At 26.6% G+C, this 15,484-nt stretch carries 13 protein-coding genes; all 13 read left to right on the top strand.

What is annotated here, in order from left to right:
* The first annotated feature begins 290 nt into the window (after positions 1-290).
* On the top strand, positions 291-980 hold the full coding sequence (locus Q3304_RS13800; protein ID WP_054269573.1) for a YitT family protein: 690 nt from the start codon (positions 291-293) through the stop codon (positions 978-980).
* A 436-nt stretch (positions 981-1,416) separates the two neighbouring features.
* Positions 1,417-1,956 (top strand): helix-turn-helix domain-containing protein, encoded by a 540-nt coding sequence (locus Q3304_RS13795; RefSeq protein WP_021383760.1) that lies wholly within the window; start codon positions 1,417-1,419, stop codon positions 1,954-1,956.
* An 18-nt stretch (positions 1,957-1,974) separates the two neighbouring features.
* Complete coding sequence (potA, locus tag Q3304_RS13790; RefSeq protein ID WP_054269574.1) at positions 1,975-3,018, top strand: spermidine/putrescine ABC transporter ATP-binding protein; 1,044 nt, start codon at positions 1,975-1,977, stop codon at positions 3,016-3,018.
* Position 3,019: 1 nt separating this feature from the next.
* Positions 3,020-3,856, top strand: coding sequence for an ABC transporter permease (locus Q3304_RS13785; protein ID WP_021383784.1), 837 nt, complete (start codon positions 3,020-3,022; stop codon positions 3,854-3,856).
* Between the two features lie 104 nt (positions 3,857-3,960).
* On the top strand, positions 3,961-4,635 hold the full coding sequence (locus Q3304_RS13780; RefSeq protein ID WP_003432155.1) for an ABC transporter permease: 675 nt from the start codon (positions 3,961-3,963) through the stop codon (positions 4,633-4,635).
* Positions 4,635-5,687 (top strand): PotD/PotF family extracellular solute-binding protein, encoded by a 1,053-nt coding sequence (locus Q3304_RS13775; protein WP_054276179.1) that lies wholly within the window; start codon positions 4,635-4,637, stop codon positions 5,685-5,687. The genes Q3304_RS13780 and Q3304_RS13775 overlap by 1 nt, the downstream gene beginning before the upstream one ends.
* 357 nt (positions 5,688-6,044) lie before the next feature.
* Positions 6,045-6,893, top strand: coding sequence for a diguanylate cyclase domain-containing protein (locus Q3304_RS13770; RefSeq protein WP_407814079.1), 849 nt, complete (start codon positions 6,045-6,047; stop codon positions 6,891-6,893).
* A complete protein-coding gene (locus Q3304_RS13765; RefSeq protein ID WP_407814080.1) occupies positions 6,886-8,547 on the top strand; it encodes a DUF2334 domain-containing protein in 1,662 nt (553 codons plus the stop codon). The genes Q3304_RS13770 and Q3304_RS13765 overlap by 8 nt, the downstream gene beginning before the upstream one ends.
* A gap of 48 nt (positions 8,548-8,595) precedes the next feature.
* On the top strand, positions 8,596-9,852 hold the full coding sequence (locus Q3304_RS13760; protein WP_054269578.1) for a glycosyltransferase family 2 protein: 1,257 nt from the start codon (positions 8,596-8,598) through the stop codon (positions 9,850-9,852).
* A 22-nt stretch (positions 9,853-9,874) separates the two neighbouring features.
* Entirely contained in the window at positions 9,875-11,956 is a 2,082-nt protein-coding gene (locus tag Q3304_RS13755) for a cellulose biosynthesis cyclic di-GMP-binding regulatory protein BcsB (protein WP_407814081.1), read from the top strand.
* A 36-nt stretch (positions 11,957-11,992) separates the two neighbouring features.
* The gene (locus Q3304_RS13750) at positions 11,993-13,078 is read left to right on the top strand and encodes a glycoside hydrolase family 113 (protein ID WP_407814082.1); all 1,086 of its coding nucleotides are present in this window, start codon (positions 11,993-11,995) and stop codon (positions 13,076-13,078) included.
* 59 nt (positions 13,079-13,137) lie between these two features.
* Positions 13,138-14,262, top strand: a complete 1,125-nt coding sequence (gene wecB / locus Q3304_RS13745) for a non-hydrolyzing UDP-N-acetylglucosamine 2-epimerase (RefSeq protein ID WP_407814083.1) — start codon at positions 13,138-13,140, stop codon at positions 14,260-14,262.
* Positions 14,263-14,370: 108 nt separating this feature from the next.
* Positions 14,371-15,345 carry a glycoside hydrolase family 73 protein gene (locus tag Q3304_RS13740; RefSeq protein ID WP_407814084.1) on the top strand — a complete coding sequence of 325 codons (975 nt, stop codon included), beginning with the start codon at positions 14,371-14,373 and terminating at the stop codon, positions 15,343-15,345.
* The last annotated feature ends 139 nt before the right edge of the window (positions 15,346-15,484 follow it).

Genomic DNA, 15,484 nt, shown 5'->3' with positions numbered 1-15,484 from the left:
CCTATTATATTTAAGTGGTTTCTATTTTATTATTCTATTTATGAACAATAAGATAATAAAGAATTTTAAAATATAGGACTAAATTTGAGAAGTGCTGAAACTAGAAAATCCATAATAAAAAAATAATTAAAAATTGTAACTAAATTGTAATAAAGTGGTAGTTATTTAGCATAAAATGATGTATCATAGAAGTGTATTATAAAATTAATAAAGTAAGATTTTTTAAAAGAGAACTGCTGGCTTTTGATATTTAAAGTGAGTAGTTAAATTATGTTTAGGAGGGGTAGATTTTGTTACAAAAAGTATTATGGAAATTTTTAAAGCTAGTAGCGGGTTTATTTATATGTTCAATTGGTATAGTATTGACGATAAATTGTAACCTTGGTTTATCTCCTTGGGATGTGTTTCATCAAGGTCTTTCAAATCATATAGGAATAACTATAGGGACTGCCTCTATAATTGTAGGCTCTATAGTAGTTATAGCTGATGTTGTTCTTGGTGAGAATGTAGGATGGGGAACTGTTTTTAATATGCTATTAATTGGATTCTTTATGGATTTGCTTTTGTATAGTAAGTTAATTCCAGAGGCTGATAGTTTATTTGTAGGAATAATTATGTTGATATTAGGATTGATTCTTTTGGCTATTGGAATGGTATTTTATATGGGAAGTGGTTTAGGAAGTGGACCTAGAGATGGTCTGATGGTTGCACTTCAAAAGAAAACTGGAAAATCACTTAACTTAATAAGAGGGACTATAGAAGTTGGAGCATTAATAGTAGGATTTTTCTTAGGAGGAAAAGTTGGTATAGGAACTATAATAAGTGCATTTGGATTGGGTTATTTTACACAGATAGTATTTAGTTTATTTAAATTAGATTGTAGTAAGATTAAGCATCGATTTATAGTAGATGATATAAAGTTTATTAAGTTATATATGAGTGGGGATAAAAAAACGGCTGCTCAAAATATAGCTAAGTAATTTAGTGATAAATTTAAGCAAAGGTTAAATGTTGTAACTTGAAGAAATTTTTAAATATATAATTTTAAACATTAAAAGAAGGCTAAGCTAATAGGATTGCTAGGAAACTATAAAATATAGATTTCTAGCAATTTTTTATTTGTTTAACACTTTTTTATGTTTTAGAAGTTTTATTATGTATTTAATGAATTAATTAATTTATAATTAGAGATACTAAACTTTATAAATATTAATATGAACACCTTTGATTGTGTATTTTCCAAAGCCTTTAAAATGCTTGTATTTATTCTAAGTAAAAAAATAAAAAAATGTCAAAAAAACTCTTGTATTATATCCGAATTTTATATATAATTACCTATGTTGTTTAGAAATTTTAAACTCAATGTTTAGTAAACAAAATGTTTAGTAAAATAAAACAGAAACTAGGAGGTGCAACATGGATATAGGTGAAAAGATAAAAAGATTAAGAACAGAAAAACAACTGACCCAGGAAGAGTTAGCTAATAGATGCGAATTGTCAAAGGGATTTATTTCTCAATTAGAAAATAACTTAACATCACCATCCATAGCTACCCTTATAGATATACTTGAAATACTAGGTACGAATTTAAGGGAATTTTTTAATGAAATAGATGACGAAAGAATTAGTTTTACAAAAGAGGATATGTTTGAAACAGAGGATGAAGATTTAAAATATAAACTGAAGTGGCTAATTCCAAACTCACAAAAAAATGAAATGGAGCCAATAATAATAACATTGTATCCAGGAGGACAATATAAAGAAGAAAAGCCACATGAAGGCGAAGAATTTGGATATGTATTAGCAGGTTCGATATATGTTCATATAGGCGAAAAGAAAAATAAAGTAAAAAAAGGAGAAAGTTTTTACTTTAGACCAAGAGCAAATCACTATATATCAAACGAGGGTAAAACGACAGCAAAAGTGATTTGGGTAAGTACGCCACCATCATTTTAGAATAGAGGTGTTTAATAATTGGTAGAAAACATAATAGAATTAAGAGATATATCTAAACATTATGAAGAACTTACGGTTTTAGATAATTTCAATTTAGATATAAAGAAAAATGAATTTTTAACTTTACTTGGACCAAGTGGATGTGGAAAAACTACTACATTAAAAATAATAGCAGGTTTTGAGTATGCTGATGATGGTAAAGTTTTATTTGAAGGTAAAGAGATAAATAATTTGCCACCATATGAAAGACAAGTAAATACAGTGTTTCAAAAATATGCTTTATTTCCACATATGGATGTATATGAAAATGTAGCTTTTGGACTAAAAATTAAAAAGACTCCAAAAGATGTAATAGATGCTAAAGTGAAAGAGGTTTTAAAACTTGTTGCACTAGAAGGTTTTGAAAGACGACAAGTTGACTCATTAAGTGGAGGACAACAACAGAGAATTGCAATAGCAAGAGCTCTAGTTAATGAACCAAAAGTATTGTTACTAGATGAGCCACTTGGAGCACTTGATTTAAAGCTTAGACAAGAAATGCAAATAGAATTAAAAAGAATTCAAAAAAAATTAGGAATAACATTTGTGTTTGTAACTCATGACCAGGAAGAGGCTCTTACTATGTCAGACACTATTGTCGTAATGTATAAGGGTAAGATACAACAAATGGGAACACCACAAGACATATATAATGAACCTAAAAACTCATTTGTAGCTAAGTTTATAGGTGAAAGTAACATATTTGATGGAATTATGATAGAAGATTATAAAGTTAATTTCTGTAATAGGGATTTTGAATGTGTTGATAAAGGATTTGAAAAAAACGAAAATATAGAAGTGGTAATAAGACCAGAAGATATAAAAATGGTAAAGCCAGAAGAAGGAATGTTAAAGGGGAAAGTTACATCTACTGTGTTTAAAGGAGTGCATTATGAGATAGAATTAAATGAGAATGGAAGATTGTGGATACTTCACAATACTAAAAATGCTGAGGTTGGAACAGAACTAGGCATGGACATATATCCAGAAGACATTCATATAATGAGAAAAGAGAGTAACTAAGATGAAGAGAAAATCTTTCTTAGCATATCCATATGTAGTTTGGAGTGCGATATTTGTAATAATTCCTTTAATACTAGTAGTATTTTTCAGTTTTACAAAAGAGTCAGGTGGAGGTTATGCATTTACACTTGAAAATTATAAAGAAGTAATCGACCCTATATATATTAAAGTATTTGCTCGTTCTATTCTTTTAGCAGGAGGAGCAACATTAATATGCCTTGTAGTTGGTTATCCAGTGGCATATATAATTTCAAAAGCTCATGTGAGTAGAAGAGGTTCATTAATATTATTATTTATTCTTCCTATGTGGATGAATTTTCTTTTAAGAACTTATGCATGGGTTGCTATATTAGGAAAAAATGGACTTTTAAATACATTTTTAGGCTGGTTTGGAATACAGCCATTAGCAATTTTGTATACTAATTTTGCTATACTTTTAGGTATGGTATATAACTTTTTACCATTTATGGTTCTTCCAATATACACTGCACTATCAAAGATGGATAATGATTTGATAAATGCTGCTCATGACTTAGGTGCAAATAATATGACAGTATTTAGAAAAATTATATTTCCTTTGAGTTTACCAGGTGTAATGTCTGGAATAACTATGGTATTTATGCCAGCAGTTACTACCTTTGCAATTTCAAGACTGTTAGGTGGAGGTAAAATAATGCTAGTTGGAGATTTGATTGAACAACAATTTACAGTTGTTGGAGATTGGAACTTTGGCTCAGCAATATCGATATTTATGATGATAGTAATATTAATATCGATGTCTATAATGTCAAAATTTGGAGATGAGTCTGACAAAGAAGGCGGTGGGTTACTATTTTAAAATTAAAGAAAATAACTTCTAATATATATTTAGCATTAGTATTCTTATTTTTATATGCACCCATATTTGCTTTAGTACTATTTTCTTTCAATGATTCAAAATCGATGGCAAGATGGAATGGATTTACATGGAAGTGGTATGGTCAATTACTTCAAAATGAGAGTATAATGAGTGCTTTATATTATACTATTGTAATAGCTATATTAGCATCTGTAATATCTACAATAGTAGGAACTATAAGTGCCATAGGAATACATAAGATGAGAGGTAAGAGCAAAAAATTAATACTAAATGTAAACTATCTTCCTATTTTAAATACAGAGATAGTTACAGCAGTAGCCCTTATGAGTCTGTTTGTGTTTGTAAAAATGGAATTTGGATTTACAACAATGCTATTGGCACATATAATGTTTTGTTTGCCATATGTTATACTTTCAGTTTTACCAAAAATGAAGCAATTACCTGATAATATAGAAGATGCAGCTATGGACTTAGGGGCGACACCTATATATGCTCTTAGAAAGGTAATTTTACCACAAATAAAGCCAGGTATAGTTTCTGGATTTTTAATTGCATTTACTATGTCAATAGATGACTTTATAATAAGTTTCTTTAATGCTGGAAATGGTGTAAGCAATCTTTCTATAGAAATCTATGGAATGGCTAGAAGAGGTATAAAACCTGAAATAAATGCATTATCGACAATAATGTTTGCAGTCGTTTTAGGATTACTTTTATTAGCTAATAAAAAAGAATCTATAGTAAGGGGGACTAAATAATGATTAAGTTTAAAAAAGTAATATCCCTTGTATCTATAGGTATTATGACAGTTACTTTATTTACAGGATGTAATAAAGCAACTGATTCTACAAAAGTTTTAAATGTATATAATGTTGGAGATTATATAGATGAATCTCTTATAGATAAGTTTGAAGAAGAAACTGGAATAGATGTTCAATATTCAACTTATGATACTAACGAAATGATGTATCAAAAAGTAAAGAGTGGCAGTACACACTACGATTTAGTCTTTCCTTCAGATTATATGGTAGAAAAAATGAAAAATGAAGGTCTTTTGGAAAAACTAGATTTTAAAAACATACCTAATATGAAGTATTTAGATAAGAGTTTTTTAAATCCTATATATGATGAAACTAATGAATATAGTGTTGCATACATGTGGGGAACTCTTGGGATATTGTACAATAAAAAAGAAGTTAAAGACCCTATAGATAGTTGGAATATACTTTGGAATCCAAAGTATAAGGGAAATATAATGATGTTTGACTCTGTTAGAGACACTATAGGTATAACTCTTAAAAAATTAGGATACAGTATGAATAGTGTAAATCCAAAAGAAATAAATGAAGCGAAAAATCTTTTAATGAAACAAAAGGATTTGGTATTAGCTTATGTAAATGACGAAGGTAAGGATAGACTGCTTGGTGGAGAAGTAGCAATGGGTATGTTGTATTCTGGAGATGCAGTTACATTGATGGACCAAAATCCTGACCTTGATTATGCAATACCTAAAGAAGGTACTAATAAATGGGTAGATGCTATGTGTGTGCCTACAACAGCACAAAATAAAAAAGAAGCTGAGTTATTTATAAACTTTTTACTAGACCCAGAAAATGCAAAAATAAATGCTGAGTATATCGGATATTCAACACCTAATACAGGAGCTCTAAAATTATTGGACCCAGAAATAACTAATAATCCTGTTGCATATCCATCTAAAGAAGTACTTAGTAAATGTGAGACTTTTGAAGATATTGGTGAGAACATAAAACTATATGACAAGGCTTGGATAGAATTAAAATCAAAGTAGAGTCTTGTTGATTTAATTATATTTACTTAATAAAACTGTTCTTATTTAGAAATTAATTTTCTAATTATTGAACAGTTTTATTTTTTGTCCATATTTATATACTTGCTTTGAATTTATTTTTATAACAATTTAAATTTTAATAAGCTAGTTAATTACTATTTTTATAATAATAATCATAAAAACAAGCAAATTCATGACTTTAATGTCAAGTATTTGCTTGTTTTTTTATTAAATTATATTCATATACAACTTAATTAATATTTTAATAGGTAAAAAGTTTATTTGTATAATGACTTTAATAATAATTAGAAAAAATGGGCAACTTAATAGAATAATTGGAGGTGTAAATTTATAAAAATGAATAGGATAAATAAAAAAATAGATTTATTAATATTGAGTTTGCTAGTTTTTATGTTTTTAATTGTTGGAATAGTAATATTATCTATTAGAACAGAAAATAAATTGAATGTATTTATAATGCTTGCAGTAATTTTTTTCATAATAATGTTAACTTATTTATCAAACTCAGTAGTAGGATTGATAACAAGTTCAATAATTATATTTATGTATACATCCTATATCTTATATAACAGTATTACTCACAATATAGATGTTGAGTTTTTATCATATATGTGGATAATAGCAATACCAATCTCTTCAATTATAATGGGAAATTTAAATAAAAATATAAATGAATTACAACATATAAACACAAAGTTATCTGAACAGTATAAAGAGTTAGTGACTATTGATAGTGAAACTGGACTTAGAAATCTAAAGATTTTTTATAATGATGTAAATATGGAGATAAGTAAGTCTATTAGACATAATACTAATTTTTCTCTTATGATAGTAAAATTGCCGTATTACGGAAATCTACAAACAATATTTGGTGAAAATAAGACTAATAAAATAGTAAAACATATAAGTTCAAGTATTATAGAATGTACAAGAAATGAGGATATAATTTATAGTTTACAGAAAGACATGATAGGTATATTGATGCCAAGTACATCCTTAGAAGGTTCAAAAGTTGTTAAAGATAGAATAAATAAAAAGATAAGAGAATTAAATTTAGACTTAAGTAATAAAGGACAATATGTAAATATAGATGTAAAAATTGCATTTTTAGAGTATAAAGATAGCTTTGGAGATAGTATAAATTTTAAGAATATAGTTGAAGAGGAATTACAATACGATGTTTAAAACGTTCAATAAAAATTTATTAAAAGTAGTAATGATATTATTCATAGTATTAATAATATCAAACTTTAATCTGTCTTCACATGCAACAGAAATTACATCTAATAGAAATAAGGTTTTAGTCATATATGATTCTAAGAAGGAAACATCTTATAATAGAGATATTTTAAAAATTATGAGGACACTATTGGGTCGATTTAGTTCAGATATTGATTTATTAAAATTAAGTGATTATGATGATGAAATAAATAAAAACTATTATAGTCATGTATTTATTATAGGAATTAATGAAAATTCATATGATAATCACAAAAAAACTAAATATTTACTTAGTGCATTAGATTCATATAAAGGTAATATATGTTGGTTAGGGCATGGTATAGAAAATCTTTTAGAATACAAAAAGTATAATTTAGAGTATTTGGGAAAAACAAATAACATAGTTAGTGTAAATTATAAGGGCAAATCGTACAATTTGGATGAACACTATTTGTTTAATCTTGTGAAATCAAAAGATGTAAGTAATAAAGTAATAGGGAGTATTGATGACACATTAAACAAGTATCCATATATAATAAATGATAAAAATCTTTTTTATGTATCAAAATTGGATTTAGATGGTGTTTTATTTTATATATTTTGTGATTCACTGAACGATATTTTTAATATTAAAAAGTTTGATAAGGGAAGTATATTTGTAAGAATAGAAGATGTACATGCTTTTAGAGACCCAAAAAACCTTGTAGATATAGCTGATTATTTAAGTAGTAAGGATATACCATTTGCAATTGCATTAATACCAGCTTATGTAAACCCTAAAAATCATAAAATAATTACTTTATCAGAAAGTCCTGAGGTTGTAAAAGCAGTAAAATATATGCAAGATAAGGGCGGCACAGTGATATTACATGGATATACTCATCAATACAAAAAAGAAGAAGTTACTGGAGAAGGGTATGAATTTTGGGATGGAGAAAAGGATGCACCTTTAAATGAAGACATGGAAGTGTTTGTAAAAAATAGAGTGTTGAGTGGCCTTAGAATATGTATAGAAAATGGAATTTATCCCCTTGCGTTTGAAGCACCACATTATGCGATAGAATCTGAGGGATACAAAGAGTTAAAAAAGTATTTTTCTACTTATGTAGGTCAACATCAAAATAATGATAAAAAATTTAGTACTAATACATATCCTTATGTTATTAGGGATACAGAAGAATTTAATATATTTATACCTGAAAATTTAGGATATATAGACCCAGAAGATAATTTTACTTTTCAAGATATCAAAGAAAAACTAGATAAAGTATCTATTGTTAGAGGGTTTAGTGGAGGATTCTTTTTTCATTCATATTTGGATATAGAGTATTTAAAATACACAATAGAATATCTAGAAAAACAAAATATAAAATTTATGAACTTAAGAGATTTTGATAATTGGGTAAGAATTGATGAAATACAAATAAGAAATGTTGGAGATGAAATTAAAGTAACTTATGATAGGAATTTAGAAGAAAATACTGAAGATGACACTAGATTTAAGTCTATATCTAGTATTAGTAAAATTTTAATATTAATAGTGTCTGTAAGTGTTTTAATATTTGTGATTATATTTATATATTTTAAGAAAATAGATAAAAAGAAATTTTTAAAATAAATGATTTTATATTAGAATATATGTTTAAAAAAATTTTAGGAGAAATTTATGAGAGATTTAAATATATCAGAATGTTTATTTATATTTAGCTTATTTAGTATATGGTCTTTATTGCTTATAAATATTATTTTGGCTATGGGTGGTTATATATTTTACTTTAAAAATTTTAATAAAGAAGTAAAAAAAATTGATGAATATCCTATGGTATCAATACTTGTGCCTGCTCACAATGAAGCTAAGGTAATAGGCAAAACTGTGGAATCCTTATTACTACTTAATTATCCTAAAGATAAAATGGAACTCATTGTTATAAATGATAACTCATCTGATAATAGTAAAGATATTTTAGAAGATATAAAAAATAAGTATAATAATTATAATTTTACCATAATAAATACAGACAATTTAACTGGAGGAAAAGGAAAATCAAATGCATTGAATATTGGATATACCATTTCTAAAGGAGAGTTTATAGCAGTTTATGATGCAGATAACACACCAGATAGAAATGCACTTAGATATTTAATACAAACAATAGTAATGGATGATGAATTAGGAGCTGTTATTGGAAAATTCAGGACTCGAAATAAAAATAAAAATCTATTAACCAAATTCATAAATATAGAAACGCTAAGTTTTCAATGGATGTCACAAGCTGGTAGATGGGAATTATTTAATCTATGTACAATACCAGGAACTAACTTTATATTGAGAAAAAGTATCATAGAAGAGATTGGAGGGTGGGATAGTAAAGCAATTGCAGAAGATACAGAAATTAGCTTTAGAATATATAAATTGGGATATAAGATAAAACTTGTACCACAGTCTATAACATGGGAACAAGAACCAGAAACTGTTAAGGTATGGATAAAGCAACGTACCAGATGGGCAAAAGGTAATATATATGTCTTAATGAAATATATAAGAAATATATTTAAACAGGGAAAAAATAAAATTGTATTTGATATAGCCTACTTTTTTTCTGTATATTTTTTGTTCTTAACATCTGTCATTATATCGGATATTTTATTTATTTTAAGTATATCTAAACTAATAGAGATTTCAATTCCAATTAACTTTTTTATAATATGGATACTATCATATCTTCTATTTATCATAGAAGTAAGTATAAGCCTAAGCATAGAAAAAGGTGAAGCGACACTAGAAAATATATTCATAGTTGCAATAATGTATTTTACATATTCTCAACTATGGCTGTTTGTAGCTATAAAGGGAATGATAGAGTATTTAAAAGATGTAATTTTTAAAAGAGAAGTTAAATGGTATAAGACAGAAAGATTTTGATTCATGTACAGGAGGAACTAGCATGAAAAAATTTGTTATATCAATTATATCTTTAGTATTGTTTTTTTCAAATATATTGCTTGTAAATGAAGTAAAAGCCGATGAGACTAAAGTTAAAAACTATAAGTTTGAAAGAGACATCACTATAGATGGAGTTATAGGAAGTAATAGTACCTTTTTTGAGGTAAATAAAAATTGGGATATTGAGGAAGTCTTATTACACCTTAATTTTAGTAAGAGTCAAATATTAAATGGAGATGTTTCTAGCTTAACCGTTTTAATAAATAATGTACCAATAAAATCCATTAAATTAAATGCTAAGACTGATTATAAAAATACACTAGAGGTACTAGTACCAAAAGACTATATAATCCAAGGTTATAATGAAATAAAAATAAAAGCATATAAAACAATATCTGATAAAATTTGTCAGGATGATTCCAATACTGGAAATTGGATGGTTATTCATAAAGAATCATATACTTCAATTAGATATACGCAGAAAAATATGGGAAATTCAATAAGTGAATATCCATATCCATATTCAGAAGTTGAAGATAAGCTTAATTTGGACACAACTATGGTAGTCCCAGACAATATGACTAGGGGAGAATCTACAGCTGTGTTCAATCTAGCTTCAGAATTTGGAAAAACAACAAAAAATGATAACTTAAAACTTAATGTTAAACTATATTCAGAAATGAAAAATTGGTCTGAAGATAATATTATATATGTTGGTAAACCTGAAAATACAGCAGAAGAAATTTTGAATATTTTAAGCACAAAGGAACAAACCCTATTATCTTCAAATTGTATAATTAAACAAGTAGATTCCCCTTATAATAAGAATAAGAAGATGATGGTGATAATTGGCAGTAATGAAGAGGACTTAATAAAGGCATCAAATTTATTGGTAGAAAATAAACTCTCTAATCAAGTGCTATCATCATCAGTAATTGTAAACAAAAACACTAATATAAAAATTAATGAGCAACAAGAGCTAAATTTAAGTCATTTGACATTAAAAGACTTAGGTTATTCAGATTTTTTGTTAGAAGGTGCATTTAATCAACAAGCTTTGTTCGATGTAAAAATACCAAAGGGTAAGATATTAGATGACGGTTCAAAGATTGTTTTAAATTTAAGATATTCTGATAATTTGGATTTTGAAAAATCTTTGGTTACAGTATCCATAAATGATGTTGTTGTGGGAAGTAAAAAATTGGATAGGTCACATTCTAATAACGATAAACTAGAATTAAAAATACCCAAAGATATAGATAATAAAGACTACTATCAAGTTAAGTTGGTATTTAATTTGAGTATAAAAAATCAGAATTGTACTACAAGGGAAAGTAATAATCCCTGGGCATATGTATTAAATAGTTCTTATTTGGAGTTATCTACAAAAGATAAGGAATCCTTGTCTTTTGAAAGTTATCCATATCCATTTGTTAAAGATGATAAATTTAATGATTTAACTGTAATAATGCCAGATTATTCAGGTTCACAAGCTATGACTTGGATGTCTAGATTAGGGGTTAATTTAGGTGCAAGTATAAATTCCTATAAAGGAAACATAAATGTAATTAGAGGAAAAGAATTTAATGACAAATATAAAGATACCAATATTATAGTTTTTGGGGTACCACTTAATAATTCCATTATACAGATGTTAAATGATAATTTAAATATAAAGTTTAACAAAAGCTACTCCACATTTTTATCAAATGATAAGATAAGTTTTATTGATGGTTATGGAAAAGATATTTCTGCAATTCAATTGATAAAATCACCTTATAATAATCAAAAAAATATCCTGGTAATTAGTTCGATAAATGAAAAAAACTTATATTTAGGAATGGATTATTTATTAAATAAAAGTAAAGTTAATGATTTAAAAGGAGATACAATAACAATTGATGAATATGGAGAAGTAGAAGATTTATCTTATAATTTAAAAGTAAATAAAGAAGTAAAAGTTTCAAATAATGACATTAGTATTAGTAAGACAACTAAAGCATTTTTAATAATTTCTTTTATTACTATAATTGTAGTGGCAGTATTGTCAATGTTATATATAAAAAAGTATAAAAGAAGATAATATGATAAATCTATTATTTTAAAAGAGGTATATAATTTGAATAAATATATAAATAAATTTAAATTAAAAAGAAATATTTTAATCTCAGTAATGGTTTTAATTTTTATATTTATAATCTACTTTATAGGTACAGAGTTAAAAGATAAAAGTTCAATAAATAATCAATATGATGGCAAGATTAAATCAGCCAATTTATCTGTAGACTATGAAATAAAACAAGTTATGAAGGATATAGATAAACTAGGATTGAATACAGTAAATGTACCTATAATTATAAATATAGATGAAATTAATTCTGATATTATGACAATAGATAATAGTAGTAAAGAAAAAGCAATTAAACTAATAAAAAAACTAAACAAAAAAGGTATTTCAACAATATTAGAAGCGTATCCGTGGATAGAAAATGGTGAATTATATGAGACCGACTGGAATCCTAGAAATAAAGAGCGATTTTTTTATACATGGCAAAATACTATATTAAATGAACTTATAATAGATGTAGCAAATCCTTTAGATGTAAATGTTTTAAATATAGGTTCTAATTTGGTACATTTAGAAGAATATCAGAAAAATTGGAGTGAAATAATAGATTTTGTACAATCAAAATTTGATGGGCTTGTAACATACAGGACTAATTGGTGGTATACAAAAAAAGATGACTTAAATAGTAAGCTATCCTATGAACAAAAACTAAATAATAATTTTTTTGATAAGTTAGATTTTATATCTATAGCAGCGTATTTTGAATTAAGTAATAAACCTATTAATACAGTGGATGAACTAGTTTCTGCATTACATTCATCTACTGTAAATAATAGAAGACAGAATATAAAAGAAGAAATATATAATCTTTATAAAGTTCATGGAAAACCAATATTTTTTGGAGAACTAGGTTTTTCAAATAGAGAAAATGCAAGTTCTCAACCTTGGAATCATATTCCTTCAGAGGTTATAAATGATGAAGAGCAAGCAAGATGCTTTGAGGCATATAAAAAAGTTTTTGAAAATGAGGATTGGATAAATGGTTTTTCTGTATTTTGTGTAGGTAAAATAGATGAAGAAAAATTTTTTTACCCATCAAAGGAAAGTATAAAGGTTATTAAGTCTTGGTATGAATAGTTTTGTTATGTAAATATTAGTATTTGTATAAATTAAATGTATGATTAGGAGAGATACAAATGAATGACATCAAGGTTATGACTGTATTTGGAACTAGACCTGAGGCTATTAAAGTGGCTCCTTTAATAAAGGAACTTGAAGATAGAGAACATATAAAAAGTATTGTATGTGTTACAGCTCAACATAGAGAAATGCTTGACCAAGTTATAGAAACATTCAACATAAATGTAGACTATGATTTGGATATAATGAAGAAAGGGCAAAGCTTAAATGATATAACATGCAAAATTTTAAAGGAACTTCCATTAATTATAAATAAGGAAAATCCAAATATAATATTAGTTCATGGAGATACGACAACAACTCTAGCCACTAGTTTGACTGCATTCTATAATAAAATCTTTGTTGGTCACATAGAAGCTGGACTTAGAACTTATGATAAATATTCTCCATTTCCAGAGGAATTAAATAGACAACTTACAAGTGTTATTGCTGATATACACTTTGCCCCTACTAATTTGGCTAGAAAAAACTTGATTTATGAAGGAAAGCCTAAAAATAGTATATTTGTAACTGGTAATACTGCAATTGATGCTTTGCGTATGACAATAAAAGAAGACTATAATCATCCTATAATTGATAAGATTGGTAATGACAGGATGATTTTATTGACTTCTCATAGAAGAGAAAACTTGGGTAATCCTATGAAAAATATATTCAAAGCTGTAAAACGAATAGTAGATGACTTTGAAGATGTACAAATAGTATATCCTATACATTTAAATCCTGAGATACGTAATATAGCGGATAAAGTATTTGGGAAATCTCATAAAAGAATTCATATTATAGAACCTTTAGAAGTGGTTGATTTTCATAATTTTTTAAATAAATCATACATGATAATGACTGATAGTGGAGGAATACAGGAAGAAGCTCCATCGTTAGGTAAACCAGTCCTTGTGTTACGTGATAAAACAGAAAGAACTGAAGGGATTGAAGCTAAGACACTTAAATTAGTAGGTACTGATGAAGATAGAATATATAATTCAGTGAGTAGTTTATTAATAAATAAAAAGAGTTATAATCAGATGAGTAAAGCATCTAATCCATATGGGGATGGAAAAGCAAGTAAATATATAGTGGACATAATAATGAAGAAATTAAATTGTAAATATCTAAATTAGTTTTTGTTTATTTAATTTTAAATTTATAGTGGGAAGAATTAAAATTATTATCCACTTGATATAAAATCTGTGATAACATAAGTAATACCATTTTTAAGGGGGAGTAATATGGCTAGAAAAACCATAAAAAACTTAGGTAGAAATAAAAGTGTAAAGAGAATAAAGCTTCTATTAAAAAAAATTTTTATTACCGTATGCATAATAGCAAGTATAATTGCTGTTTTTAATATAACGAAGTATTTTGAGGAATTATATAAAATAAGAGATATAGAAAGTACTAAAATTGAATACTATATGGATGTAGCTGATGAAGCAGGTGATAGTAAAGTCCAATTAAGTTGGAAGGAATTGCTTGCTATAGATATGGTAATACATGATGAAGATTTAAGTAACATAAAAAAGAAAGACACATTAAATATAGGGAAGAAGTTTATAATAGAAGATAAAAATGATAAGGGAGAGGATGTATATAAAGTAAAGAAATTTACTAAAGTATTGAGTGAATTAAAATTTGACTCTTCTCAAAAAAGTAGAGCAAAAAAATATATGAAGGATTTAGAATACACGTATCTTGGAAATAAAGAATTAAATAATAGTGATGAAAAAATTAAATTTATAAAAAAACTAGAAGACTTAGCTATAAGAGAGTATATTGATTATGGAATACTGCCATCAATAACAATAGGACAAGCTATATTAGAATCTGGATGGGGAAACTCTAAACTTACAAAGCAGAGTAATAATTTATTTGGGATAAAAGCAGACAAAGCATGGAAAGGAAAGAAAGTAGAAATTTCAACTTCAGAACATTATAATGAGAAAATAGTAGCAAATTTCAGGTCATATAATTCATTACAGGATTCTGTTAGAGACCATAGCTTGTTTTTAGTTGATAACAAAAGATATAGAAAGCATGGTTTGTTTGAGGCAAAAGATTATATTAGTCAAGCACAAGCATTAGAAAATGCAGGGTATAGTACAGCTGAAGATAAAAAAGGAAATCGCATATATGCAGAACTATTAATAGAAGTTATTAGAAGTTACAATTTGCAACTTATAGATAATAAAGTAGAAACAAAATAATTATTAACTTCATATGAAAATATAACAGGAGAATATTATTCTTTGCAAAAGAATAGAAAATTTGTAAAAAAAACTAAAAAAATGTATTGACTTGTTATTTGAAAGGTGATATTATTATTACTGTACTCGAAAGAGAACA

The sequence above is a fragment of the Clostridioides sp. GD02377 genome (genome assembly GCF_045899875.1).
Taxonomy (GTDB): Bacteria; Bacillota; Clostridia; order Peptostreptococcales; family Peptostreptococcaceae; genus Clostridioides; species Clostridioides difficile_A.
The sequence above is the reverse complement of the archived record's forward strand: the minus strand, read 5'-3'. Positions and strand labels throughout refer to the sequence as shown.

Coding starts and splice junctions, on each gene's coding strand:
- Q3304_RS13795 (WP_021383760.1), top strand. CDS start 1,417: ATGGATATAGGTGAAAAGATAAAAAGATTAAGAACAGAAAAACAACTG.
- Q3304_RS13785 (WP_021383784.1), top strand. CDS start 3,020: ATGAAGAGAAAATCTTTCTTAGCATATCCATATGTAGTTTGGAGTGCG.
- Q3304_RS13780 (WP_003432155.1), top strand. CDS start 3,961: ATGGCAAGATGGAATGGATTTACATGGAAGTGGTATGGTCAATTACTT.
- Q3304_RS13775 (WP_054276179.1), top strand. CDS start 4,635: ATGATTAAGTTTAAAAAAGTAATATCCCTTGTATCTATAGGTATTATG.
- Q3304_RS13770 (WP_407814079.1), top strand. CDS start 6,045: ATGAATAGGATAAATAAAAAAATAGATTTATTAATATTGAGTTTGCTA.
- Q3304_RS13765 (WP_407814080.1), top strand. CDS start 6,886: ATGTTTAAAACGTTCAATAAAAATTTATTAAAAGTAGTAATGATATTA.
- Q3304_RS13760 (WP_054269578.1), top strand. CDS start 8,596: ATGAGAGATTTAAATATATCAGAATGTTTATTTATATTTAGCTTATTT.
- Q3304_RS13755 (WP_407814081.1), top strand. CDS start 9,875: ATGAAAAAATTTGTTATATCAATTATATCTTTAGTATTGTTTTTTTCA.
- wecB (WP_407814083.1), top strand. CDS start 13,138: ATGAATGACATCAAGGTTATGACTGTATTTGGAACTAGACCTGAGGCT.
- Q3304_RS13740 (WP_407814084.1), top strand. CDS start 14,371: ATGGCTAGAAAAACCATAAAAAACTTAGGTAGAAATAAAAGTGTAAAG.